The sequence below is a fragment of the Pseudomonas sp. P42 genome, from assembly GCF_017973755.1.
GTDB classification, from domain to species: Bacteria; Pseudomonadota; Gammaproteobacteria; order Pseudomonadales; family Pseudomonadaceae; genus Aquipseudomonas; species Aquipseudomonas iridis.
This window is the reverse complement of record NZ_JACOPU010000006.1, coordinates 100062-125673: the sequence shown is the minus strand read 5'-3', so window position 1 is coordinate 125673 and position 25612 is coordinate 100062. Positions and strand designations below refer to the sequence as shown.

Annotated in this window: 23 protein-coding genes; 11 read left to right on the top strand and 12 right to left on the bottom strand. The window is 59.4% G+C overall.

The annotated features are described in order from the left end of the window. The first annotated feature begins 150 nt into the window (after positions 1–150). The gene (locus tag H8B20_RS20030) at positions 151–360 is read left to right on the top strand and encodes a hypothetical protein (RefSeq protein WP_210624319.1); all 210 of its coding nucleotides are present in this window, start codon (positions 151–153) and stop codon (positions 358–360) included. A gap of 86 nt (positions 361–446) precedes the next feature. Here H8B20_RS20030 and H8B20_RS20025 read toward each other — a convergent pair whose 3' ends face one another. The 5 genes from H8B20_RS20025 to H8B20_RS20005 all read right to left on the bottom strand — a co-directional run bounded on the left by H8B20_RS20025 (position 447) and on the right by H8B20_RS20005 (position 5003). Next, on the bottom strand, positions 447–944 hold the full coding sequence (locus tag H8B20_RS20025; RefSeq protein WP_115148045.1) for a GNAT family N-acetyltransferase: 498 nt from the start codon (positions 942–944) through the stop codon (positions 447–449). A 121-nt stretch (positions 945–1065) separates the two neighbouring features. After that, positions 1066–1647, bottom strand: coding sequence for a DinB family protein (locus H8B20_RS20020; protein WP_210624318.1), 582 nt, complete (start codon positions 1645–1647; stop codon positions 1066–1068). A 17-nt stretch (positions 1648–1664) separates the two neighbouring features. Then, positions 1665–2783: a cell division protein ZapE gene (gene zapE, locus H8B20_RS20015; protein ID WP_210624317.1), complete on the bottom strand. Its 1119-nt coding sequence runs from the start codon at positions 2781–2783 to the stop codon at positions 1665–1667. 152 nt (positions 2784–2935) lie between these two features. Then, entirely contained in the window at positions 2936–3895 is a 960-nt protein-coding gene (gene speB / locus H8B20_RS20010) for an agmatinase (RefSeq protein ID WP_210624316.1), read from the bottom strand. Between the two features lie 16 nt (positions 3896–3911). Further along, positions 3912–5003 (bottom strand): polyamine ABC transporter substrate-binding protein, encoded by a 1092-nt coding sequence (locus tag H8B20_RS20005; protein WP_210624315.1) that lies wholly within the window; start codon positions 5001–5003, stop codon positions 3912–3914. Between the two features lie 99 nt (positions 5004–5102). Here H8B20_RS20005 and H8B20_RS20000 point away from each other — a divergent pair, with 99 nt between their 5' ends. From H8B20_RS20000 to H8B20_RS19990, 3 genes are all read left to right on the top strand, one after another. Then, the gene (locus H8B20_RS20000) at positions 5103–5996 is read left to right on the top strand and encodes a LysR family transcriptional regulator (protein ID WP_200614399.1); all 894 of its coding nucleotides are present in this window, start codon (positions 5103–5105) and stop codon (positions 5994–5996) included. Between the two features lie 207 nt (positions 5997–6203). Then, positions 6204–7670, top strand: coding sequence for a nucleobase:cation symporter-2 family protein (locus H8B20_RS19995; RefSeq protein WP_150687372.1), 1467 nt, complete (start codon positions 6204–6206; stop codon positions 7668–7670). 68 nt (positions 7671–7738) lie between these two features. Further along, positions 7739–8212, top strand: coding sequence for an LEA/WHy family protein (locus tag H8B20_RS19990; RefSeq protein WP_210624314.1), 474 nt, complete (start codon positions 7739–7741; stop codon positions 8210–8212). Between the two features lie 117 nt (positions 8213–8329). Here the strand turns inward: H8B20_RS19990 and H8B20_RS19985 are convergent, their stop codons facing one another. Continuing rightward, the gene (locus H8B20_RS19985) at positions 8330–9253 is read right to left on the bottom strand and encodes a carbon-nitrogen hydrolase family protein (RefSeq protein ID WP_210624313.1); all 924 of its coding nucleotides are present in this window, start codon (positions 9251–9253) and stop codon (positions 8330–8332) included. Positions 9254–9337: 84 nt separating this feature from the next. Between H8B20_RS19985 and H8B20_RS19980 the strand changes: the two genes are divergently transcribed. After that, positions 9338–10252, top strand: a complete 915-nt coding sequence (locus H8B20_RS19980; RefSeq protein ID WP_210624312.1) for a LysR family transcriptional regulator — start codon at positions 9338–9340, stop codon at positions 10250–10252. Positions 10253–10259: 7 nt separating this feature from the next. Here H8B20_RS19980 and H8B20_RS19975 read toward each other — a convergent pair whose 3' ends face one another. Continuing rightward, positions 10260–10511: a hypothetical protein gene (locus H8B20_RS19975; RefSeq protein ID WP_042559031.1), complete on the bottom strand. Its 252-nt coding sequence runs from the start codon at positions 10509–10511 to the stop codon at positions 10260–10262. Positions 10512–10664: 153 nt separating this feature from the next. Here H8B20_RS19975 and H8B20_RS19970 point away from each other — a divergent pair, with 153 nt between their 5' ends. Then, complete coding sequence (locus tag H8B20_RS19970) at positions 10665–10982, top strand: ElaB/YgaM/YqjD family protein (RefSeq protein WP_210624311.1); 318 nt, start codon at positions 10665–10667, stop codon at positions 10980–10982. Between the two features lie 41 nt (positions 10983–11023). Here H8B20_RS19970 and H8B20_RS19965 read toward each other — a convergent pair whose 3' ends face one another. Then, complete coding sequence (locus tag H8B20_RS19965; protein WP_210624310.1) at positions 11024–12064, bottom strand: Ldh family oxidoreductase; 1041 nt, start codon at positions 12062–12064, stop codon at positions 11024–11026. A 219-nt stretch (positions 12065–12283) separates the two neighbouring features. On the opposite strand from H8B20_RS19965, the gene H8B20_RS19960 reads away from it, so the two are divergent. Then, positions 12284–17083, top strand: coding sequence for a dermonecrotic toxin domain-containing protein (locus H8B20_RS19960; RefSeq protein ID WP_210624309.1), 4800 nt, complete (start codon positions 12284–12286; stop codon positions 17081–17083). 57 nt (positions 17084–17140) lie between these two features. Here the strand turns inward: H8B20_RS19960 and H8B20_RS19955 are convergent, their stop codons facing one another. Next, positions 17141–17410, bottom strand: coding sequence for a PepSY domain-containing protein (locus H8B20_RS19955; protein ID WP_042559028.1), 270 nt, complete (start codon positions 17408–17410; stop codon positions 17141–17143). 152 nt (positions 17411–17562) lie between these two features. Between H8B20_RS19955 and H8B20_RS19950 the strand changes: the two genes are divergently transcribed. Next, entirely contained in the window at positions 17563–18564 is a 1002-nt protein-coding gene (locus H8B20_RS19950) for a FecR family protein (RefSeq protein WP_210624308.1), read from the top strand. A gap of 55 nt (positions 18565–18619) precedes the next feature. Here the strand turns inward: H8B20_RS19950 and pvdQ are convergent, their stop codons facing one another. After that, positions 18620–20965 carry a bifunctional acylase PvdQ gene (pvdQ, locus tag H8B20_RS19945; RefSeq protein ID WP_210624307.1) on the bottom strand — a complete coding sequence of 782 codons (2346 nt, stop codon included), beginning with the start codon at positions 20963–20965 and terminating at the stop codon, positions 18620–18622. Positions 20966–21266: 301 nt separating this feature from the next. On the opposite strand from pvdQ, the gene H8B20_RS19940 reads away from it, so the two are divergent. Next, positions 21267–21644 (top strand): fe2+ zn2+ uptake regulation protein, encoded by a 378-nt coding sequence (locus H8B20_RS19940; protein ID WP_210624306.1) that lies wholly within the window; start codon positions 21267–21269, stop codon positions 21642–21644. An 18-nt stretch (positions 21645–21662) separates the two neighbouring features. Here the strand turns inward: H8B20_RS19940 and H8B20_RS19935 are convergent, their stop codons facing one another. Then, on the bottom strand, positions 21663–21851 hold the full coding sequence (locus H8B20_RS19935; protein WP_042559024.1) for a hypothetical protein: 189 nt from the start codon (positions 21849–21851) through the stop codon (positions 21663–21665). A gap of 215 nt (positions 21852–22066) precedes the next feature. Between H8B20_RS19935 and H8B20_RS19930 the strand changes: the two genes are divergently transcribed. Further along, positions 22067–22465, top strand: coding sequence for a hypothetical protein (locus tag H8B20_RS19930; RefSeq protein WP_210624305.1), 399 nt, complete (start codon positions 22067–22069; stop codon positions 22463–22465). A gap of 63 nt (positions 22466–22528) precedes the next feature. Here the strand turns inward: H8B20_RS19930 and H8B20_RS19925 are convergent, their stop codons facing one another. Next, positions 22529–23056, bottom strand: coding sequence for a hypothetical protein (locus H8B20_RS19925; protein WP_210624304.1), 528 nt, complete (start codon positions 23054–23056; stop codon positions 22529–22531). A 380-nt stretch (positions 23057–23436) separates the two neighbouring features. On the opposite strand from H8B20_RS19925, the gene H8B20_RS19920 reads away from it, so the two are divergent. Continuing rightward, a complete protein-coding gene (locus tag H8B20_RS19920) occupies positions 23437–25428 on the top strand; it encodes a methyl-accepting chemotaxis protein (RefSeq protein WP_210624303.1) in 1992 nt (663 codons plus the stop codon). The last annotated feature ends 184 nt before the right edge of the window (positions 25429–25612 follow it).

Sequence of the window (25612 nt, the reverse complement as noted above, 5' to 3'; positions counted from 1 at the left end):
CATCACCTGTAGTGCAGGAACAAGCGTCCTCGCTACAGGTATGGCACGCCGTCAAAGGGTGTTAACCCCGAGTTAATTCGCTCCGCACACAATTGCCTCCGAGATCTGCTTCATGGACGAACGGCTCCGACTTGTTCAGTAGGAGGCACCATGAAAATCACCACCGCAATGCTTGCCGGGCTACTCGCCCTTGGTTCCGCCAGCGCTTTCGCTGAAGGTGGCGCCGAACGCATGCGTCATTACTTCGACAATTTCCCGGTCCATCACGCGCAAAGCGAACAGGCGAACGACGCCAATGTGAAAGAGATTCGGGTTCCCGCCGATCAGACGGCGCAAGTCACCGAGTCCTACCGCGACTGAGTTTTTACAGAGCAACCGATGAACCTCCCACGGCTGCGCTCCGGCCTGGGGGAAGACAGTTAGGCGCCCTTTTCGGGCGCCTTTTTTTATGCCTGAAGATCCTTGATCCAGAACAACATGCGCCCGTGATCAGGGTTGAACATGCCGGGCGCAAAACCGAACTTGCTGTAGGCGTTCTGCGCCACGGCGTTGCCTTCCAGTACTTCGAGAGTGATCTTGCAGCAGCCGCGCTGACGGGAGATTTCCTCGACCTTGCGGAGCATTTTCTGGCTCAATCCCAAACCGCGAAACTTGCTCATCACCGCCACATCGTGGACGTTGACCAAGGGTTTGCATGCGAACGTGGAAAACCCCTCAAAGCAGTTCACCAACCCTGCCGGTTCACCGCCGACGAACGCCAGCACACTGAAGGCGTGGGGCCGGCGCGCCAGTTCTTCGGGCAATCGTCGCAGCAACTCAGGGTCGATCGGCTGCTCGCCGCCCATGGGATCTTCTGCATAGTGATTGAGTACAACGCCAATGGCCTCGGCATGCACTGGATTGGTGTAACTGGCCTGAAGCACAAGAATTTCTGCGGAATCCATTTCCATCCCCGAACACAAAAGCCCCAGCGCGCAAAGTGCTTGCTGAAAGGCACAGCAAGACCTTAGCGCGAGCGCGGTGCGGCCGACAACCCGCAGGGAAAGCAAAAGATCACAAGGTCGTTCAACGACCCCAGATCAGCTCCTCGGTCCAGCCCAGCTCAGCAAAATCCCCGGCGCGCAATCGCGCCTCACCCACACAGAAAAACTCGTCGAGTTGCGGCGGTTTCACGGCGGTATCGCTGAGCATCCCGTGCACCTGCCCACGATGATGGATCTGATGCTCAAACAGGTGTGAAAGCATACGCAAGCGGCTGTCGTGCTGAGGTATCTCGCGGGCGATGGTGACGAGCCGGCCCAGATCGGCATCGCGCAGTTGTTCGCAATAAGCGATCAGCCGACGATCAACACGGGCCTGTTCTTCACGCAATGGAAGTGGGTCGGTAAAGGGTTCGGCGGCGTTGAAAAACACGTAGCAGTCCGGATGCGGTTCGTCCCCGCGCAGTTCGCGCTCCAGCGCATCCACGTAGAACCAGTCACAGGTGAGGATATGGTTGAGGGTCAGCCGCAGGCTCGGAAAAAAACTCACCCGAGGGGCAGACAGGTCGCTGTCGCCGAGTTGCGTCCAGGCCTTGGCCAGTCGGTGATTGGCCCAGGCGTTTTGATACGCCATGGTCAATAGATGATGGGACAGCGGCTGGTTCATGTGGGCGCCCTCTTCTTTCAAGCCTCGGCAAAGCGTTGCAATTGCATTTCCTGCAAGCGACTGAGGGTGCGGTGGAACGGGAACTGCAGATAGCCCTCGGTGTAGAGCGCCTCCATTGCCACGTGTGCCTCAATGTAAAGCGGGACCTTGCGGTCGTAGCACTCGTCCACCAAGGCAATAAAACGCCGCACGCCATCGTCGTGCACCGATAACTGTGGCAACTCACGATCCCCCGCCACCACTTGCGCGCTGCCGTCTTCGGTGCCGCGAGCGATACGTCCTTCGCGCTTCTGTGCGCTGAGGTTCGGCACGTCGTTCAACAGAATAGCCCGGTAGTTGTCGCACAGCGCGATGAAATCCATGGCGGCGAACGGTTGCTCGCACAGGTCAGCGTAACGACACCAGAGCACCGTCTGACTGGCCTGCACCACGTTGAGCACTCGATGGCCGACCGCTACCGGTGCAGCGCTGGCCGATTGCCCGGCCGTCAACGCGTCAAAGACCTCGCGCAGCGCACTGGTGCCTTCGGCAGTGGCGACAAAGTAGCGCTGGTGAATCGCGCCCGGATGCAGGCGATGATCCTCGGCGCCATTCACCGGAACCACCTGCATATGCGCCTTTATCGCGGCGATCGCCGGGACAAAACGGTCGCGATTGAAGCCATCGGCGTACAAATCATCCGGCGGCAGATTGGATGTACAGACCACCACAACGCCTTCGTCGAACATCACCTGGAACAGGCGCCCGAGAATGATCGCATCGCCAATATCGTTGACGAACAGTTCGTCGAAGCACAGCACCCGCACTTCGCTCGCCAGCTCCTTGGCCAGCGCACGCAGCGGATCGGCGATGCCGGTCAACTGGAACGAACGCTGGTGCACCCAGCCCATGAAATGATGGAAGTGTTGCCGCCGCGCCGGCACTCGCAAGCTTTGATAGAACTGATCCATCAGCCACGTCTTGCCGCGCCCGACAGGGCCCCACAAGTACACGCCGCTGACCGAGCGGGCGCCGGCGTGCAAGGCTTGGTGGCATTTTTGCAGCGCCCATACGGCGTGTTCCTGAGCTTCATCCTGGATGAAACCCTTGTGCTCGATGGCATGCTGCCAGGCGCTTAGCGGAGAGTCGAAAGTCATGCGCGGCAGTATGCCATGGTGTCCCCCGAAAAAATGTGGGCTTTTTGCCGACGTTTTTTCCAGCCCGATTCGACTCAACCCCGCCCACCTCAAACCAAACCCTATGGGCTGCCGAGAGAAACGCTGGCTCCCACAGGATTTTGTGTCGCGTTTCAGAGGTCGACTTTGTGCCTCGCGGCATACAGGCAGAGCATTTCCATGGCCAATGTCGCCGCTGCAAGTGAAGTGACTTCCGCATGGTCATAAGCCGGCGCCACTTCCACCACGTCCATGCCGACCAGATTGATCCCGCGCAAGCCGCCGAGGATTTCCAGCGCCTGCACCGTGCTCAAGCCGCCGCAAACCGGCGTCCCGGTGCCGGGGGCGAAGGCGGGATCGAGGCAGTCGATATCGAACGTCAGGTACACCGGGTTATCGCCGACCCGCGCGCGAATCGCTTCAACAATCGCCTCACAGCCGCGCCGATGCACCTGCCGGGCGTCGAGCACCTGGAAGCCCTGATGATCGTCATTGGTGGTGCGCAAACCGATCTGCACCGAACGCGCCGGATCCACCAGACCTTCGCGCGCCGCATGCCAGAACATGGTGCCGTGATCGACGCGCTTGCCGTCCTCGTCCGGCCAGGTGTCGCTGTGTGCGTCGAAGTGGATCAACGACAGTTTGCCGTGCTTGCGCGCATGGGCCTTGAGCAGTGGGTAGCTGATGAAGTGATCGCCACCGAAGGTCAACATGGCGCTGCCGGCATTGAGGATATGTTCGGCGTGGGCCTCAATGCTTTCCGGGATGCTGTGCGGCGCGCCGTAGTCGAAATCGCAGTCGCCGAAGTCGACCACCGCCAGATGATCGAACGGGTCAAACGCCCACGGCCAGTGACGTTCCCAGGCAATGCCGCTGGACGCCGCGCGAATCCCGCGTGGTCCGAATCGAGCGCCCGGGCGGTTGCTGGTGGCGGTGTCGAACGGCACGCCGCTGACCGCCACGTCGACGCCACGCAGGTCGCGGCTGTAGCGTCGACGCATGAAACTGGTGATCCCGGCGTAAGTGCTTTCGGCGCAAGTGCCGTAAAGGCTGTCGCGCGTCATGGCTTGGTCATTGAGGTTTGGCACGTCCATCGGTGTGCTCCTTTTGTTATTGGTGGCTACGGAAAGAGGTCCACAGACGCGTGCGCTGACGCATTTCCTTGAGACTCATGCTGCGGTCGGCATAAAGCCGTTCGCGCACGGCGCTCGGCGGATAAATGTCGGGGTCGTTGCGCACCGCTTCATCCACCAGCGGCGTCGCGGCCTGGTTGGCGGTGGCGAAAAACAGCGTATTGGTCAGCTCGGCGACCGAATCGGGGCGCAACATGAACTCGATGAACGCCTGGGCCGCTTCGGGGTGCGGCGCATCCTTGGGGATCGCCAGGTTGTCCTGCCAGATCAGCGTGCCTTCCCTGGGAATGCGGTAAGCGACCTCAAACGGTTTGTCAGCCTTGCGCGCCTGATCGGCGGCCATGCTCGCGTCGCCGTTGTAGGTCAGGGCCAGACACACTGTGCCGTTGGCCAGATCGCTGATCTGTCGACCGGTGGCGACGTACAGCACCGACGGCTGAAGTGTGTGCAACAACGCCTCGGCGGCGGCCAGATCCTGCTTGTCGGTGCTGTACGGATCTTTGCCGAGGTAATGCAGCGCCAGGCCGATGACCTCCTGCGGCGAATCGAGAATCGCGATCCCGCAGTCCTTCAGCTTGCTGGCGTATTCTGGTTTGAACAGCAGATCGAGGCTGTTCAACGGCACGTCAGGCAGGCGTTGTTTGACCGCTTCGACGTTCATCCCCAGCCCGAGCGTGCCCCAGGTGTAAGGCACGCCATAGCGATTGCCGGGGTCGACGGCGGCAAGTTTCTCCAGCAGATCGGCATCGAGATTGGCGTACCCCATCAGCCCGTCGTGGGGAATCTCTTTCAGTGCGCCGGCCGCCAGTCCACGGGCCAGCACGCTGGAGGACGGCACCACCACGTCGTAGCCGCTGCCGCCCGTGAGCAGTTTGGTTTCCAGCACCTCGGACGTATCGAACGTGTCGTAGCGCACATGGATGCCTGTTGCCTGCTCGAAGCGCTGCAAGGTCTTCGGCGGCACGTAATCGGCCCAGCTATAGAGGTTGAGGGTTTTGTCCTCGGCGTGAGCGTTGATGACCACGGACAACAACAGCGCGGGGAAACACAGCTTGAACACTTGAGCCATGACGAACACCTGACCGGAGGAAGTGGTGGCAGGATGCGCGCTCGGATACATTGGCAAAATACCAAGTTTATTAACCTGACTTTATCCCGGAGTAATGTGATGCTCGGGCAGCTTCATGATGTCGATTTGCAGTTGTTGCGCCTGTTTGTGCGGGTGGTTGAATGCGGCGGGTTTAGCGCGGCGCAAGGCGAACTGGGCCTTAGCCAGTCGAGCATCAGTCAGCAGATGGCGAAGCTGGAAACCCGTCTCGGTTATCGCCTGTGCAGCCGGGGCAAGGGCGGTTTCAGCGTAACGCCCAAAGGTGAGCAGCTGTTGATCGCCGTCCGCAGCCTGTTTGAATCGATTGAGACCTTTCGCCACCAATCCAACGGGGTCGCCGGGCGTTTGATCGGCGAAGTGCGTTTGGGCATCTCCGAAGCAGTCGACCAATCGGTGCTGCAACGGGTCGCCGAAGCGATCCGGCGCTTTCGAGAACGCGATGAATCAGTGCGCATCGAATTGATCAGCGCAATGCCCGGCGAGATGGAACGACTGCTGCTGCAACAACGGCTGGATCTGGCGATAGGCTATTTCTCGCAGGTGCAAAGTGCGTTCGACTACCGCCATTTGTTCAGTGAGACCCAGCATTTGTATTGCGCGGTCGGGCATCCGTTGTTCAGCGATGACGCGCCCAGCGATGCGGCGATCGAGGCGTGTGACCGGGTTGATCATCCGTACCGTTTTTTACGCTTTGAAGAGCCGTTTCAAGGCAAGCGCTGTTCGGCGCGATCGGAGCAGGTTGAAGGCACGCTGGCGTTTATCCTGTCCGGCAAACATGTGGGTTATCTGCCGGATCACTACGCGGCTGGCTGGCAGAATAGCGGCCTGTTGCGTCCGCTGCGTGAGGGTGAGTTGAGTTTTGACGTGGCGTTCCATCTGGCCCGGCATCGGGCGCAGGTACCGGGGGATGCGCAGAAGGCGTTTGAAGAGGATTTGCTGGCGGCGTTTACCTGAAAGATCGCATGCTTCGACAGCTGCTGAACCAATCCCCTGTAGGCGCCACCGAAGTCTGCGATCGTTCGAAGTTGCCTGTGAAATCCTTCTACACCCAATAAAACCTGACCTTTCAGGCAGTTTTATTGCGTTGCCCTCGCCGCCCTCTTCCGGCATCCTGCGCCTCCATTTTCTGACCCGGCCCCGCCTCACGGCGCGCAAATCATCATGACCGCCTCCGAAAAAGCCCTGCGCAACAACGATCTGATCTACGGCCTCAACGACCGCCCGCACCTGACCGCCACTGTGTTTGCAGCGTTGCAACACGTGTTGGCGAGTTTCGTCGGCATCATCACCCCGACCCTGATCATGGGTGGCGCCCTTGGTCTGCAAAGCGAAATCCCTTACCTGATCAGCATGGCGCTGTTCGTCTCGGGCCTGGGCACGTTCGTTCAGGCCAAGCGTTTCGGCCCGGTGGGCTCTGGCTTGCTATGCCTGCAAGGAACAAGTTTTTCCTTTATCAGCGTGATTCTCAGTGCCGGGTTTATGGTCAAGGCCCGCGGTGGCGGCACCGATGAAATCCTCTCGACGATCTTCGGCGTGTGCTTTTTCGCCGCGTTCATTGAAGTGGCGCTGAGCCAGTTCATCGGCAAATTGCGCATGCTGATTACCCCGGTGGTCACTGGCACGATCATCACGCTGATGGGCCTGTCACTGATCAAAGTGGCAATGACCGACATCGCCGGCGGTTTCGGCGCGGCGGATTTGGGCGGCGCCAGCCATTTGTTTCTGGCGGCGCTGGTGCTCGGCACGATTGTTGTGCTGAACCGAGTCGACGTGCCGTTCCTGCGTCTGGGCGCGATAGTTATCGGCCTGACCCTCGGCTATGTGGTTGCGTGGTTGATGGGCAGCGTCGACTTTGCCAATCTGCCCGACGTGCCGGTGGTCAGCGTGCCGGTGCCGTTCAAGTACGGCTTCAATTTCGACTGGGTAGCGTTTGTGCCCATCGCGGTGATTTTCCTCGTCTCGCCGCTGGAAGCTGCCGGTGACCTGACTGCCAACTCGATGATTTCCCGGCAACCGGTCAAAGGCCCGTTATACATCCGCCGGATCAAGTCCGGTTTGCTCGCCGATGGTCTCAACTCGGCAATGGCAGCGGTGTTCAACAGCATGCCGATGGTGACCTTCGCGCAGAACAACGGCGTGATTCAGCTCACCGGCGTGGCCAGCCGTTACGTCGCCTTCTTCATTGCCGGGCTGCTGGTTTTGCTGGGGCTGTTCCCGATGATTGGTGCGGTGTTGCAACTGATGCCAAAACCCGTGCTCGGCGGCGCCGAACTGGTGATGTTCGGCACCGTGGCCGTGGCCGGGATCAAGATCCTCGCCGAGGCTGGCCTGCACCGGCGCAACATGCTGATCGTGGCCATTTCCCTGGGCATGGGCCTGGGCATCGCCGCCGTGCCGGAAGTCCTGCGCGAACTGCCCCAGGCGTTGCGCAACATCTTCGAATCGCCGATCACCGTGGGCGCGTTGTGCGCTATCGTGCTGAACATCTTCCTGCCGGAAGAATTCATCGAACTTGAGGAGGACGACTTCGATCCGGAAGCCTCTATCCTGCAAGTCATGGAAAACCCGGATGTTCCGGCCAAGGGTGAACCTGCCTCGCCTGCGGCTGTCGCACAGTTGAACCGCTAACGCTGCGCTCTGAATAAAAAAGGGCTGATCCGGTAGCGGCTCAGCCCTTTTTTGTTGAGAGACTGTTTATGCGCCGCTTGCACGCTTTGATCCTGTCGCTACTTTTGCTGTCGCTCAGTGCCTGCGCGCTGTTTCCCAATCGTGACCCGGTCAGCATCAACGTGGTCGGGATCGAACCGCTGACCAGTCAGGATCTGGAAGTGCGTTTCGCGATCAAACTGCGCGTACAGAACCCCAACGAAACCGCTATCGATTACAACGGCATCGCCCTCGATCTGGAGGTCAACGGCCATGCTCTGGCCTCGGGCGTCAGCGACCAGAGCGGGACGATCGGGCGGTTTTCCGAAACCGTGGTCAGCGTCCCGGTCAGCGTTTCCGCGTTCTCGGTGTTGCGCCAGACCCTCGGCCTGAGCCAGGCGCAAACCCTCGACAACCTGCCCTACGTGCTGCGCGGCAAACTCGCCGGCGGACTTTTCGGCACCATGCGTTTTGTCGACAGCGGCAAGCTCAGCCTGCCCAAGGCCAGCGCCGCGACCTGGTAAAAATGCGTTAGCCTCGCTGATCAACCCACTGACCTTGCCAGGCTGGCGCAATCCAGGATCCCGGTTGTTGTCCTGTGGGGATCCAGATACGACCCAGGCCAGGCTTTTCCACAAGGGTTATGTGTTGAACCGCACGCCCGGTTTCGCGCGCTCATCAACGCTCAACTCGAACACATCCGGCCGCGCATAATGGCCGACCACGTCGAAGTCATAGCGCGCCCGGATCAGGTCATCCGTATCGATTTCAGCCGTCAGCAGCCCTGCCTCGCCGCGTAACGGCCCCGCCAGCACATCACCCATCGGCCCGACGATCACGCTGCCACCGGCAATCAATGAACGATCCTGCGGCCAATTGGCGATCTCTAAACCCAGCTCATTCGGCGACGCCTGCACCTGACAGGCGCTGACCACAAAACAGCGCCCCTCATGAGCGATGTGGCGCATGCTTACCTGCCACATCTCGCGCTCATCCACGGTCGGTGCGCACCAGACCTCAATGCCCTTGGCGTACATCGCCGTGCGCAGCAAAGGCATCATGTTCTCCCAGCACACCACCGCGCCGAGTTTGCCGACCTGGCTGTCGAGCACCGGCAGCGTCGAGCCGTCGCCCTTGCCCCAAATCAGCCGCTCGGTACCGGTGGGCATCAGTTTGCGGTGTTTGGCGACAAGTCCGGACTGCGGATCGAAATACAGCGCCGTGCAATACAACGTGCTGCCCGAGCGCTCGATCACGCCGATCACCAGATTGGCCCCGGTGCGCGCCGCCAGAGCCGCCAACGCGTCGGTCTCCGCACCCGGCACATCAATGGCATTGGCAAAATAACGCGCATACGCTTCACGGCCTTCTGGCAATCGATAACCCAGTTGCGTGCCGAAGCCTTCTCCTTTCGGATAGCCGCCGAGCAAGGCTTCCGGCATCACCACCAACGCCGCGCCCGATTCAATGATGGCCGCCTCCCAACTGAGAATCTGCGCCAGGGTTGCGTCTTTGCCGCCGGGTAATGCGCCGATTTGCAGCGCAGCAACGATTGATTTTGGCATCGCGGTCACTCCATCCGATTCAAGTGTTGCTGATTCTCCGGCGTCACGGGATCATGAATAAAGCCCCGTTCGCTGCTGAATGATATGAGCCAAATGAATATCTCCACGGTCGACCTCAACCTGTTGAAAGTCTTCGAAGCCCTGCATGAAGAATCCAGTGCCAGCCGCGCAGCGTTGCGCCTGGGCGTGACGCAATCGGCAGTCAGCGCGGCATTGCGGCGTCTGCGTGAGGTTTACGGCGATCAATTGTTTGTGCGCACCGGCCGAGGATTGGCGCCGACGCTCAAGGCCAATCAGCTGAAACCGGTGGTCAGCGAGGCGCTGAACAAATGCAGGCAAAGTCTGGCGATGGTTGATCCGACGGCCAATCACTACGACGGTCGTTCGGTCACTGTTGGCCTTTCGGACGATTTTGAAATTGCTTACGGCCGTCGCTTGATCGAGGAAATCGCCCGCAGTGCACCGAAACTGCGGCTGATCTTCCGCCAGACCCACAGCCAGATCGTCGCCCGCGCGCTGATGGAACGCAGCATCGACTTGGCGATCACTGCCGGCGGCTTTGCCGAACGCTTGCTCAGCCGTCAGGTCTTGGGCGAAGGGGGGTATGCGTGCCTGTTGGACCCTGTGAGCCTTGCGCCCGGCCAGCTACAAATCGATCTGCAGGAGTTTGTTGCCCGCGAACATCTTCTGGTGTCGTCGGGTGGTTTTATCGGCATCACCGATGAAGGGCTGGCGGCATCAGGGTTGACTCGACGAGTGTGTGCGTCGACCACGCATTTTGCCGCGCTGCCTTTTCTGCTCAAAGGCAGTCAGGCGGTGGCGACGATCCCGGCGCATGCCGCCGCGAGCATCGCCGCCCTCAGCGGCCTGGCGCTGTTGCCCTGCCCGCTGGCCTTGCCGCGTTACCCGATCGAGCTGGGCTGGCGCACCAGTACCCAGATCGACCCTGTGGTGGTGAAGGTCCGCGAAGCCATTGTTGCGTGCTTCAACCGCGACTGAAGCGGCGTTACTTCGCCGCCATCAAGCGGTTGACCTCACTGCGCACCATGTTGGCGAACTCCGGCGGTGACATGCCGTCCAGTTCCGCACGGACCCACTCGGCCCATTTGCCCTTGCGCTTGGCCCGCTCGCCGAACAACCGTGCAGCTTCGCCTTTGGCCTTGCCCAGATTACTTTGCCAGAGGTCGAACAGACGGGATTTCTCGTCTTCCAGCGCGGCGCGCTCTGCGAGGGGTTTGTCGGCCAGATTGAAACTCATGGGGATTTATCCTGCGGCGTAAAATGCCGACATCTTACACGCTCGACGGAAATCTCCCGCGCAGGTTTTGATTCCGGACTAAATTCAGTGCAACTTTTCACCCAGCGTCACACTCCATTGATCACTGTCCATTCAACTGCAAGGAGTCACCCAATGGCCCGCAAATCCGCCGTGCAAGCCGCCCAGGATCAAATCAAGGATCAAGCCTTCAGCGACCTTCAGGCGCTGATCGAAGAGTCCGAAAAACTACTCAAGAGCAGTGCCTCGATGGTAGGTGAAGAAGCGGAGACCCTGCGCGGACAAATCTCGGTGAAGCTGCAGCAGGCGCTGGACTCGGTAACCAGCGTGCGTGATCGCACCAAGCCTGCGGTCGAAGCCACCGAAAGCTACATTGGCGGCCACCCTTGGCAAACTGTGGCCATCTCGGCTGGCTTTGGCCTGGTGGTGGGTCTGCTGCTCGGTCGTCGCTAAGCAATCTCCTGTGGTGAGGGGACTCGTCCCCTCACCACACCTCAATATCCAGCCAGCGTTCTGAGCTGTTGCAAAGTCGCCTCATCCAGCACAATCCCCTGCTCCAGTGACCTTGCCCTCTGCAAATGCCGACGGTCCCCCGGCAAGCGCTTGAGCCCTGCCCCATGCATCTGACGCACTAGTTCTTCGCTGCGCTCGGCAAAGCTCTGGCCCGCCGCCTTGCTTGGGTCGATGACGATCAATAGCTGGCCGGTCCATGGTGTTTTCGCCCCTGGATGGTTGGACCAGTCGAACTCGAAAGAAAAATTCCCTCCCGTCAGTGCCGCCGCGAGCAATTCGACCATCATCGATAGCGCCGAGCCCTTGTGCCCGCCAAATGGCAACAATGCCCCGCCTTCCAGAATCGCCTTGGGGTCCTGAGTCGGCTGGCCGAGGGTGTCGACGCCCATCCCCGGCGGCAGTTTTTCACCTTTGCGCGCGGCGATCTGCACGTCGCCATGGGCGATGGCACTGGTGGCCAGGTCGAAAACGATGGGTGCGGCGCCGGTGCGTGGGGCGGCAAATGCAATCGGATTGGTGCCGAACAATGGCCGGTCAGCGCCGTGTGGCACCACGCAAGTCATGCTGTTGACCACGCTCAATGCCACCAGCCCTTCCTCGGCGAAAGGCTCGACATCCGGCCACAGCGCGGCGAAATGGTGAGAGTTGCGAATGGCCAACACGGCGATTCCGGCGTGACGCGCCTTCTCCACCAGCAGCGCTCGTGCAGCCGCCAGTGCAGGCTGGGCAAAGCCATTACCGGCATCGACCCGAACAAAACCCGAGGCGACGTCTTCAACCTGGGGCACTGCCTGGCCGTTGACCCAGCCACTGCTCAGGGTCGAAACATAGCCGGGAATGCGGAACACGCCATGGCTGTGAGCACCATCACGCTCGGCATTGGCGCAGTTGGCGGCCAGCACCCGCGCTACTTCGGCACTGGTGCCATTGCGCAGAAACACGCTTTCAAGCAACCGGGTCAGCGCCTCAAGGGTAATCGAGGAAGCAGCGGCAGGTATTGCACAATCGTTTGGCGCAGACATCTGAAGCTCCAGAATAGTTATTGGAGGGAACACCAGCGTACGGACAACTTGCGCACCGATTAACCACGCCACAACAGTACCCTGTCAACCCTTCGACGCCTGCCGTCCAAAGCACCAGCATCTGGCCGTGCGATAACTATCTACCACCTGCGCCGCCTCCATCGCCCCTAGTCTCGGACTTCATTTTTCGCGCCGCACGCGCCATTTCGAGACCTGATGATGACTGAGCCGGCATCCCCGCTGCTGTTTTCCGAAACCCTGAATTTTCCCGCGCTGTGGAGTCAACTGAGTAAAACGCACAATCTCAATGCCAAGGATTTCACCTGGCTGGGCCATGTAAAACTTGCTACTCAGGCACTGCGTAGCCGGCAAACCCCGCCGATGCTCGCGCAAAGCATTCACATTCACGCAGGCACGGCGCCCTCGGTGACGTTGGCAGGCTGTTTCATTCTCAGCGAAACGCCTGATGACCGAGGCGCGATCCTGTACACGCCCTATGACGGCATCAAGAAATACGAAAACCTGGCCACGCTGAAAAAACAGCTCGAAAAACGTCTGAAGGATGCCGAAGAAGACGACCTGCTTCTGGCCTTCATCGCGCTCGGCCAACGCAGGGACATTGTCGAACAGCGGCAGCGCACGCTGACGTTCGAAACCATCGAAGGCGACATTTTCGATCATCAGAAGGCGCAGATTCTCGCGAGCCAGCAACGTAATGCCCAGGCCACGCTCGACGAGTTGAAACGCCTGCCCTCGCTGACATCAATGCTGGAAACGCTCCTCAACGGCTTGTTGAACATCCGTTTGCCTCACATCAATCAGGCGCTGACCCGAGTCAACTTCTACCTCGATGCCGCGCTGGGCAGTGCAAACGCCGCATCGCCAACGCAGTCCGTCAGGCACTGGCACGACTCCATCAGCCTGAGTGACGCAGTCTTGATGGTCTACCGCAATCAGGGTTGGTCAACTGACCAGATGCATGAGTTTTCCCATCCCGGGCGTGCACCGTTCGATCGCGACCAGGCCGTATGGGAAGAGGCGCTTGATGCGGTCGCGGGCAAGCTGCAGGTGTTGCTCTTTCAACAACTGCAACACTACTGGCAGGCGCCCGCCGAAACAGGTTCGCCGCGTAACGCGTTCTTCAGTGCCGTGCTGCAAGAGCAGGCGCGCGCCGACCTGATGATCAAACGCGAAGGCGCCATCCTCAGCGCTGACAAGTTCGCCGTCCTGCATCAGATGATTCAGCCCGACGCATTACCGGCCGGTCGCCCGACCATCGAAAACGTGCGGATCTGGGAGTACCAACCCGAGTATGTCGAGTTGGCCGGTTCGCTGATGATCAGCCACATCGATGCCTGTCTGTACACGCCCACGCACGGTTTGCAGGTGCTCAAGGACTACGCTGACCTGCGAGACACCGTGTTGAGCAAGTTCGGCGCACGCGGTCATCAGGACGAATTCTATGGCTTGCTGAGCATGCAGGAGCGCAACCGGTTCATTGGTTTCAATCGCCCGAACGTGACGGGAGAAAGCCTCGGCGGCGAACCCTTCAAAGTGCTGTGCGAGGCGATCATCACCAAGCAACGGCAAAACATCGCCTACGCCTTGCAAGTGTTCCGGCACAGCGATGGCGGCGTCGATATTCATTCATTGTTCGACAAGGCACTGGATATCCGCGCCATGCTGCATGAACGGCTGTTGACTCTCGACGCCGGCGAACGTTGGTCGACACGGCCGGTATTGACCGGCGTGCAACAACCTTCCGAGGTGCTGGCGCACAAGGCGACGAGGATTGCCGATACCTGTGATCTGGAAAACATCGTGCTGACCGGCACGTTCAGAGGGCAGCCGACGGCGACCGAAGCCGAACAGCGCCGTTACCTCGACACCCTAAAAGGCAGGCTCAGCAACGTGTTGGTCAGCGGCGTGACCCATGAGGCGCAGCTACGCGTGATGAGTGGTTCGCTGACGGTGCCGGAGCAAGCGATTGTCGACACCGTGTTCAACAACGCTCAGCCCAGCCGCGATGATCGTCGCTCGCTTAATGGTTTCCGGCCCGACGCCTGGTCAATCACCCTCAGGAGCGCCGGGGTGGCGCAAGCGTTGGCATTGGCCCACTGCTTTTTACTGACCGAGCGTGGTGGCCTGGACGACCTGTACTCCGGTCGCGCCGTTTTGTGGACTCCGGCACAGGGCCTGGAAGTCTTTGCCAGCATCGGCTCCGCCCGCCTCGCGCTGGAACATCGGCTCAAGGACAAGCTTGATCGCCTGACCCTGCTGGAAAACCTGCTGCCCCAGCAACGTCGGTTTCACAACGAGTACACGCTGGGTGCCTTGCGGTTGATCGAGGACAACGTGCTGCTGGAACGTGTGCAGTCCGGCATCGAGCATTTCCTTGCGCGTTGCAATCAGCTTCGCCAGCGCATCAAGACGGCGTCGAAACTCAAGGCTGCCTTTGACGTTGTGGTGAAAACCCCGATTGACACCAATTTGGAGCGCAGCGTCTACCTGGCCAACGCCATCTGCCAGCAACAATCGCTGCCGGCCTGGATGGCCATGGCGCCGGTGCAAGAGCAACAGCTTTATCTCGAACTGCTGGAGCAATGGCGCCACAGTGTGGTTGACCAGCAGGATTACCTCAGCGGCCTGCCGTCACTGCCCGAGTACGTCAGCCAGCGCTTGCAGTCGTTGCTCGACAGCCGTTTCCCGGGTAGCGCGCTCGACCCGCAGAACATCGAGATCACCCCCAACCTGGCATTGGCCGGCCCTGCGCGCCCGCTGACGGAATTTGCGTTGAATCATTTCAACATCGGCCAGGGCACCGGGTTCAAGGTCGCCTCGAAAACCACCCGGCGTCTACCGGCCGGCCTGGATCAAAGCGCTGTCAGGCAATTGCTGTTGTCGCTGGACATTCCCACGACATTCGCGGCAAAGATCACCGCCGCGTTGTCGCCGGGCAATGCGCAAGCCACGGCGCGCAGACAGCGCTTTTATCGCCAGTTACCCTGGCAATTGCTGCAACATGCGCAAGGTCTGAAGATGCAGCAACAGCTGTCCGCCAGCGCGTTCGATCACCTGTGTCAGGTGCTCGACATGCCGGATGGCCTCGCCCGTAAAACCGTCGAAGGCGCCCACGCGATTGTTTCTCCGCTGTCTTTGTTCAAGACCGCAGGCGCAGTCGCTGTCGAAGCGTTGGGGATGTACCTGATCGGTCCGGGTGGCGGCCACACCGGCCCATTGGTCCTGTATTCGCCGTATGGCGAAGAAGTGTTGCGCGAGTTCGCGGATTCGGCGAGCGTCATCGCCGCCATCAACACACCGGGCAGGTTCCAGGACCTGCTGATTCGCCGTTTGCCCCAGGCACAACAGTCGATCTTCGCTACGCTTTTACAATCGAGTGCTGGCACGACCAGTGAGTTCACCCTGTCCAGCACGCCCATCACCGGCAACGTGCTGCACAGGTTTTTCACTGACAACCTCAAGCTGCTGCCGCAATTTCTGAGCTGCCAATTGCAACGCGACGCCCAGGCCGACTGGGACACGGCCAAAGCGCTGTTCAACCGAGGTATCAGCCTGAGTGCGAGCCTGCTCCCGGGTAAAGTGTCCTACCTCTCTTTTCTCTGGCAGGCCTACAAAGACTTCAAGCACTCCGCCGAAGGCTTGCAGGATCATCACTGGCCGCAAGCCCTGAAAAGCTTTATTTCAGGGGCGGCGCAAATGATCTCGCTGGGGCGTCTCAAGCTGGAAGGCGCCGCGACCGTCACCGACGTGCCAGCACCGCCCACCGCGCAGTCTGCACCGAGCTGGTCGCAGATCAGAACAACCTCGCCGCTACGCACCGAGTTGCAGCCCTTTGAAGCCACGGATGTCGCGCTGCAGGATCTGCGGCATGTCCCACAAACGGGCGTCTACGAGGATCTGCTCAGCAAGCGCACCTATGCGCCGATCGCTGGCAAGGTAAACCGTGTAGAACAACCAGGACCTGTCTGGCAGATGGTCAACGACCTGGCACCCGGTCCGTGCTTGGTCCAGAGCGGCTCGCGCCTGTTGCTGGCGCCTGATCAGAACGCCGCGCATTACGGCAAAGTCATGTCGATCCTGTCGCGCGCGGATGATGTTGAAGCCCACCGCAGGGCGTTGCTGAACATTGAAGCGATTGGCATGAAGGAGATTCAGCGCCTTCATCCGTATAAAGCACGGCAGATCCAGCAGGCCATCGACATTGCCCGCTTTTACGCTTTCAACAGTTTGCACAATCTGGCCCAGCTCAAAGCCAACGTTCCCGGCAGCCGGCTGGATGGCTTTCTCAAGGTTTTTTTCGGGGTGACTGCAGTCGATAAAAACCTGTTAGGCAAGGTGCACAAGGCGATCGTGCCGATCTGTGAAGCGCTGGTAGACCCCAGCGATGACCTGATGAACACCGAGCGGTTTGTGGTGGGCTCCAATATCTATAAGTCCTCCGTCAGTGCGTTTGTACTGATCAAGGACGAGCGCAAAATGGTGCATTTCACCGAGCATTTCTTCGACCCGAACCTGGCCTACTACCAGGAACATCTGAGTGAGCCCTTCAACATCGAAGGCCATGCCCAGGCTGCCACCCTGATCCACGAATTTTCCCATCAATACTCCGGCACCGAAGACTTCGCCTTACTGGAAGCGCGGCGACCGTTTCCCGATCTGATCAACACCATCACGGTTTTCGGGCGAAACCTGAGGGATGCGCTGGAAGACTTTCGAAGCACCGCGCTGTCCCTGCAAACGCCGCGTCAGGCACTCTTTGCGCGTGAAAGCCACCGCCGCGGGGAGTTCGTCGATCTGGACAAGATCCCCGATGGCAAACACATCGGCAAAGAAATACTCAGGCTGACCAGCAGCCCGACCATGGATGAGGCACGCAACGCTTTTTACAACCGAATCTCAGCCGACGCGCGGATCGATGTCATTTTGCACAATGCCGATTCGCTCGCCCTGTTGATCTGCGAGATGGGTCGGCAACTGGACCCAGTACCGGCACCCTGAAAAAAACATAAAAAAAGGCGCAGGTCGAAACCTGCGCCCTGGCTCAGACGATCGGGATCAGTCTTTCTGATCGCGCAGTATGTTGCCCGATGCGCCATCGATGCGGAACTCATAGACGACACCGTCAGACTTGCGCCCTTCCCCTTCCCAATAGCCATCGTTATCGGCCTCGATCTTGTAGATCTCGACATAACCTGCCTTGGTCTTCGCGGTATCGATGGCTTTTTCGATGGTGATCCAGCCTGCGCCTGGCTTGTCTGCCAGCGCAGCACCGGCGCTGAGCAGGCTTGCAGTGGCAATCAGGGCAGCAAAGGTCTTCTTGATCATTTTTTTACTCCATTTATGGATAGTGGTCATTGGCGTCCTGTTTTTTGGGCGCCTGAGCGAAAAATAAGTTCCACTTTGATGGGTAAATGCCATGACTTATGTTCTCGGCAACTTCCCGTCAAGGTTAGAATGTGCGAAATCAGGATGAGTCAATGACCCAAGACACTCTCTCGGAAGCCGAATACGATGCGATCACCGATGCCGCCGCGCATTGGTGCATGCGTTTGCACGCCGCCGACTGCACGGAAGACGAGCGTCGCGCATTCCAGCAATGGCACGATGCACATCCTCTACATGCATTCGAGTACGAAGCCATGCTGGAAATCTGGGACGTTGCCGGACACCTGCCGCGCCCGGAGACAGCATCGGTTGTGCCGGTTCCTCAGCCTGCCCGCTCATGGCGCCGCTACGCGATAGCGGCCGGGGTCTGCGCACTGGCGTTGCCGCTGACGGCTTACACCGGTTGGCATCTGGGCTGGCTGCCCAACAGTTATGAGCATTTTGCTGCCACTGACAATGTGCGGCAGGTGACGCTGAGTGACGGCAGCCAACTCGAACTGAACCTCAACACTGACCTGACCTTCAGCAACTACAAGGACGAACGCCGCGTCACGCTGAAAAAAGGCGAGGCATTCTTTACCGTCAGTCACGACACGTCACACCCGTTTGTCGTGCGGGCAGGCGAAGGCAGAATCCGGGTGACCGGCACGCGGTTCAATGTCTGGATGTACGAGGATCAAGTGCGAGTGAACCTGATCGCAGGTTCGGTGCTGGTCAGCAGTAATCGTCAATTGCCGGGCGATGGCTTGCGTCTCGAGCCGTCCATGCAAGCGCGTTACAAACCGGGCGACTACATGCCGCAAATCAGCCAGACCTACCCTGACGATGCTTCGCTGGCCTGGCGCAGCGGCAAACTGGTGCTGGACAATCTGCCGCTCAGTGAGGCCCTGCCGCTGATCAACCGCTACCTGGAAAAACCGTTGATGCTCGCCGACAACAGCACCGGAGCGATTCGGGTGGGCGGTATCTACAACATCAAAGAGCTGAACAACCTCGCCAACTCCCTGCCCAAGGTCTTGCCCGTTTATCTGACGCGCAACAAGGAAGGCAACCCGGTGATCAACCCGATGCCGCAACAGCCGCCAAAAAGCTGAAGGCCGCGCCCCCTGCGGGATGCGGCCTTCAGCTTTTTTTCCAGTAACACCGTGTTTACTGTGCGGCGACCTTCCCCGCTTTGTCCAGCGTCCCGTGAATGGTCTGCACCTGATACTGCGGGTCAGCCTGGATCTGCTGTTCGGTAAACGGCAGCACACTCCACTGTTTCTTCGAGAATGCCTCAGTCTGATCGCGCGAGTATTTCGATGCCGGATCGCTGGACAGCGAGAAGGCCAAAATTCCCTGCGCGTGCGGGCCCTTTTCATCGAACGTCACGACTTGCAGATAACTGGTCCCACTGACCACCTCAAGCTTGCCATCCTCGCGTGGCACGCTCTGGATCGCGTTGTAGATCCCCAGCGTACCCGGCCCGCCATGGATCGGCGTCTGCCGCCCGCCGCTGCTGACCACCTGAATGTCGCCCCATCGGGTTTGCGGTTTCAGGCCCATTTTGGCCACCGTATCGACCGACGCCAGCATCGCTTCGCGAAGCGCCTTGGCCACCGCTGGCTGCTCGACCGCCAGACCACGCGGCGTGTGTTGCGCGTCTTGCGGATCGAAGGCGACGCGCCAGATGTCCACCGACTTCTGCAGGGCTTGCATGATGTTCTGGAAATGCACCAGGCCCAGGCCCGAATCCAGATTGGCCCGCCCGTCCCACGCTTTCAGGCTGGCACACACCGGTTTCAGTGCTTGCGCATCGGCGCCAAGGTCAGCGGCGCAGAACTTCAGCAGATCCGGCACCACCTGGGTTGCCAGATACACTTGATCGTCCATCACCATCTGCTGCAGATCCTTGATCCCCAGCGCGCCTTTTTTGTTCAGGCTCGCCAGACGATCGAGGGCAAAGCGCGAACGCAAGCCCAGCGGTTGGCCGTCCTGACTGATCAACGGCGAGAAACCGGTGAGCGGTTGCGCCGGGTTGGCCAGCCATGCGGAATCGTTGGAGTGCTGGACGAAGTCCTTGCGCAGCAGTTGCGGCAATTGGCTGGCAGCAAAAATGCCCTTCTGCGCGGCTTGCGAGTCGACGTCCCAGGCGCAGGCGCTTTTTGAGCCGTCGAGCACGATCATCTGGGTGCCGATTCGCGGGTCACTGCACTTTGCGAGTTTTTCGCCGCTGACGTTCGGCACCACCGACAGGTTCATGTACAGCGTCTGCCCCTTGTCATCTGCGGCGAGCGTATTGACCCAGGGAATACCCTGAATCTTGTGCACCGAATCCTGCAAATCTTCAAGCGTGGAAGCCTGATTCATCGCATACCACTGCTTGAGCACGCGATCGTTGTCGAGGTTGGCATCACGCAGGCTGTAGGCGAACTGATTGTCCCAATCGAGCTTGCCCGGCCACTGCACGATCGGCCCGTACTTCGAGCTGTAGATGTCACGTGCCACCGGCAGCACTTGCCCGTCGGCCTGTTTGACCTGCACGGTCACTGTCTGCTTGCTCATCGGCAATGATTGGCCATCGAGCAGATAGCGCGTCGGGTCTTTTGGATCGAGTTGCAGGCGATACAGGGTGAAGTGTTTGGAGGAATCGACCGTGTGGGTCCAGGCCAGATGCTGGTTGAAACCGATGTTGATCATCGGCAGGCCCGGTAAAGCGGCACCCATGACGTCAAGTTTGCCCGGAATGGTCAGGTGCATTTGATAGAAACGCATACCGCCAACCCAGGGAAAGTGCGGGTTGGCCAGCAGCATGCCGCGACCGTTGAACGACCGCTCGCCCCCCACCGCCACGGCGTTGCTGCCACGATCAAGCGCGAAGCGCTGCTGACGGACATCTGCCATTTGGTAGGCGTGCGTATCGTTGGCGATCCGGGCCGTGGCCTGTGGCGGCGTGGCACCGGCAAGGGCTTCGGCGAATTGTCCAACCCCGCCCTCGACCAACAGACGACGGGTCAGCTTGACCAGATCTTCCGGGGCAATATCGCGAACCCATTCGCCCTGACATTGTTGCGGCAGGCCCTGCGGACGGCGTTCGGCGAGATAGCGGTTGTAGCCCGCGGCATAACCCTGGACCAGATCACGCACCTGTGCCGTTTGCGCCTGCCAGAAGGTGCTGACCGCTTCCGGCGTATTAAGCCAATTGAAAAAGACATCGCTGACACGGTTTTCACGCTCTTCGACGGTGAACTGATCCGGGCCGAAATAACGCGAACGCTGGCCATTGACCGTGACGATTTCGTTGGCCAGCAGGCACAGGTTGTCCTGCGCATAGGCGTAACCGATGCCGAAACCCAAGCCTCGCTCGTCGTGTGCGCGGATATGCGGCACGCCGAAACCGGTACGACGGATCTCGGCGCTGGTATCAATGGAGGGGCTGAATGCATGGGCCGAAAGGCTCAGCCCGAAAAGCATACCGGCAACGGCCAGTCCGGTTAACTGCCTGGAAATAATCACGCTCGCTCCTGATCGAAATGCCGAAGAGCGGATCTGCCTTGCCGCGCGAAACATGTGACGGGCAACGGATCCGCTGTGGTAACACCCACGCGTCCACGCGCAATGAGCCTGTCCTGAAAACGAACGTCGACGAAAAAAATTTAGCGCGGTGGGCGGCAGTTTTACGCAGTGATTACGCGCAGAAGACGAAATCCCGACAAATTTTCTACATTTTTTCTTTCATGATTTGGCGAGCTGAAACGTCTTGTTTAGAGAGCGCAAAAAAACCTTTCCCGATCGGGCTCTGAAAAGGAGTAATTGCATGTACAACTCGCAACTACCAAGGGACGGTAGCCAGGCGTCACAAGGAGCATCCATGAGCCCCCACGCGAGCGATTTCGGACAACGCATCGAGCGTCACGGCAACGAACGCATCCGGCTATTGCTCAAGAGCTTCGGTCTGCGCACCAGCCTGATTCGCCTGAAGGTCATCGACGCCCTGCTGGTCGCGGCACAAAACGACCGTCGCCTGGGCGTTCGCGGCGTCCATAGCCAATTGCTGGATCTGGATATTCCGCTGTCCTTCCTCAGTGTGCGCGAAGTCCTCAAGCGCCTGAGCGCCGAAGGTGTGATCACCTTCAACGCGGACAAGAGCTACAGCCTGCATCCGCAGGCTGCTGCAGTCCTCGACACCGAGTGAAACGTACTGCGATCGCCGTCAGGGTTTGACCTTGCGGCGCATTACGCCGTTGATCACCACGACGATCACCGCCACACCGATGGCGATGTACTGGAAGGTCTTTTCATCGATCTTCCCGGTGTTTTGCAGCCAGGACAGGCCGAGCATGATCGCCAGTACGGAGACGGCGATCAGAATCGAATAAATCAAACGTTGCTTCTGGGTCATTGCGGCTTCCTGAAACTTTGGAATGTATCCACTTGCATGCCATGCACTTGCCGTCATACGGGTACGCGCCGCTGCAAACGGGGCCTCATGTTACAGCCGATAGAGGCTTTTGGCTTCATCACGGCTTCAAGACGACCATCATCCTTGCAACGGGGTAGCCCCGGCGGCGATCAACATCGCCAAGGCAGATCTGGCCGTCTGCTTACCGCAGTTTCATGGAACATTTATGTGATGTATTCGGCACGCAAGAGCAGCGATTTTACTGGCGTGGTCCCGCGATTCAGCTGGAACAACACACCAGTCGTTACGACATCCTGCTCATGGCCCTGCGGCACGATCTGCTCGAGCAGCTAAGGGGATTGCCGCAGCAATGGCTAGTGTCGATCCGGCTCGGATTGTCACCGCAATTTACCTGCGACCTGAACAGACTGGCTGCAATCGGATTTGTCTTTACCGGGCTGACACCCGTCGAGGGTAAGGAGGGAGGATGGCTGGCGCTGTTTCACCGGGGTTACCGGCTGGGAAAACTTGAGTTGCACTGCCCGCAGATGCAGCAGTTACACGATCAGGCACAACAGCAAGTCGTACCTCGCCTGAGCAAAATAGCGCTGTGACTTGAGCGTACCGCGATCTTGCGAAATGACCCGTTCACCTTGAGCGGGTCATTGTCTGGCGGCTCAAGCCTTGGCTTTGATGCCGTCTTTATTGGGAAGCGGCGCGTTGCCTTCCCCATAGGTTTTCAGGTTTTGCAGGACGTAAATGGCTTTCTTGAATTCGGGGATCAGATTTTTGCCATACGCGTTGCCATTGAGACCATTGTTCTGGATCGCATCAAGCTGAGTCGCGAAATACTCCAGTGCATTGAATTTGGCGTCAATGTCTTTGGTCACGCCGAAACGGTCGAACTTGTCGCCGGCATTCATCAGGGTGAAGGACGTGATTTCCGAGATCAGCCCGCGGCTACGCAGCATCGCCGCCAGGTTACCCATCTGTTTTACCGAGACATTCGCGGGATCAAAGCCCTTGATGTTTTTGCGCAGGCCTTGCTTGTCCATCTCGGCAGTGTTCAAAGCGTTAGGATCGTTACCGACCTTGGTGAGCATCTGCTGCACCTTGACGCTTTGGGACACCTGCTTTTTGCCGCCCGTGTTGCGCACCATGACGCCAGCCTTGCTTTCCCAGCCGCCGACAATGCCAATCGTCATGAGAAAACTCCCTGTGAAATGAACATGAAATATCCTTGTTGAACCACTCGAATGCTGGGGAGTATCCATCGGCTAACTGATGGCACCAACCCTTTTTGTGCGCTCACTTACAATTCTCGTACATTCTCGATACAAATCAGCAGACGTCTGTGGATGCTGGCTTTCAAGCCCTTCATCGAACCGCGACCGGTCGAAATTCACCCCGATGGCCTGGCTTGTTGATTCTTGTGTAACAGGTTCGATACCGACCAGTCATCGGCATTCAGCTTTTTAGCACGCCGGTACCTAAAGCTTCTGACGGCAACGACGATACCTAGTGATACCCGCACTGTTTACGCCTCCCGCCCCTAATAAGAATCGCAGCTCAAGGACCGGTTTCCATGCCCGCATTCCGCACTATTCAGGCTCGCTACACGCTGTTTCTGGTTCTGTTCATGCTGCTGTTGTCAGTGCTGACCGTGGTCGGTATCAGCCAACTGGTCGCACCCAAACTGCGTCAAACCGAAGAACAGGTGGTGCTCAACCGCATTGCCGAAGTCGCGGAGCAGATTCAGGGCGAGTTGAACAAGGTTCAGGCGCAACAACGCAGCATCACCCAGACCATCCCGCTGCTCGACAGCGTGGCCATCGACACGGTATTGCCGGGCCTGGTGGATCAATACGGCGAACTGAAAGTGTTTGGCGGTGGTATCTGGCCGCTACCCGGCCAGCGTGAAGCCGGGCGCAACAAGTTCAGCACCTTCTGGCATCGCGATGCCTCGGGCAAACTGGCTGTCAACACGTTCTGGAACAGTGATGCGGCGCCCAACTACTACGACCAGACCTGGTACAAGGGCGGCATGGCCACCCCGCGCGGTCAGTGCGCCTGGGCGGCGGCCTACAAGGACGACGCCAGCGCCGAGCCGCGCACCAACTGCGCCATGGCCATCCAGAAAAACGGCAATGCCTGGGGCGTGTCGACCATCGACGTCACCCTGGGTTTCTTCAACGACCTGGTGGCCCGCAAGGAAAAAGACCTCAACGCCGAAATGCTCATCGTCGAGGCCGATGGCAAAATCATCAGCAACAGTTCGCGCATCAGCGGACCGATCGTGCTGAAGAACATCAGCGAACTGGCTGCCAGCTCGACCTTCGCCAGCCAGGTCAAGGCGGGTCTGCAAAGCCGCGATCAGGCGCAGCGCGTCGAATTCGACAACAACGGTGAAGCCAGCACCTTCTTCATGCGCCCGATCGAGGGCACGCCGTGGTTCCTCGCCACTGCCCTGCCGACAAAAATGCTGACCGCCCAGCGTGACGACGTGCTCAGCACCCTGAGCCTGTTGCAGATTCCGCTGGTGATTCTGCTAGTGCTATTGCAGGTCTACGCGATCCGTCAGCTGGTTTCGCGCATGAAAGCGCTGAAAGCCAACATCGACCTGCTGTCCAGCGGCGATGCCGACCTGACCCGACGCATCACCATCCGCGCCGAGGACGAACTCGGCGCCATCGGTCATTCGGTCAACACCTTTATTGCCTATCTGCAAAACATGATCGGTGAAGTCACCCAGGCCACCGGCGCCATGGCGTCGAGCCTCGACAACCTGCAACGCACGTCGACGCATACCAGCCAGATTCTGCTGCGTCATGCTTCGGAAACCGATCAGACCGTCACCGCCATCACCGAGATGAGTTCGACAGCCGAAAGCGTGGCACAGAACGCTGCAGAAACCGCGGCGTTCACCCAGCGCGCCAACGAAAACGCCGACCGTTCGCGGGTGGTGGTGGGCGAGGCGACCAACAGCGTGGTTGCGCTGATCGATGAAGTGGCCAGCGCCACCCATAAAGTCGAAAACATGCAACAGGACGCTCAACGCATCACCGAGATTCTCGGGGTGATTGGCGCGATTGCCGGTCAGACCAACCTGCTGGCCCTCAACGCCGCCATCGAAGCGGCGCGCGCCGGTGAACAGGGCCGCGGCTTCGCCGTGGTGGCCGATGAAGTGCGTGCCCTCGCCGCCCGGACCCAGGCCAGCACTTCGGAAATCAACGAGATGTTGAAGCGCCTGACCCAAGGGGTCAGTTCGTCGGTCAGCGCCATGGAAAACACTCAGGCCAGTTGCCAGTCGGCGGCCGACGCCACGGCACGGGTCAACTCGGGGCTGGATGAAATGGCCGGTTCCGTCAGCCATATCAACAGCCTCAGCACGCAAATCGCCACCGCCGCCGAGCAGCAAAGTGCGGTGACCGAAGAGATCAACCGCAGCATGGTGCAAATTCGCCACATGGTTGATGAACTGGTTCAAAGCGGCCAGGCCAGTGAACTCAACACCCGCCAGTTGCTGGAAGCCAACAGCCGGGTGAGTGCGATCATGGGGCGCTTCAAGGTCAGTTGATCCACCTCAATCTCATGTAGGAGCTGCCGCAGGCTGCTCCTACACAGGATCGCGTGCAACCTTACGGATATGTCATCTCTCGCTCATGGGGCTGTCAGGGTTGATCTACGATTATCCTGCCAGTCAGCCTTGTAGCAACTTGAAACACTGAGTTGATGCCTGGCAGGAAAAACCGGTCAAAATA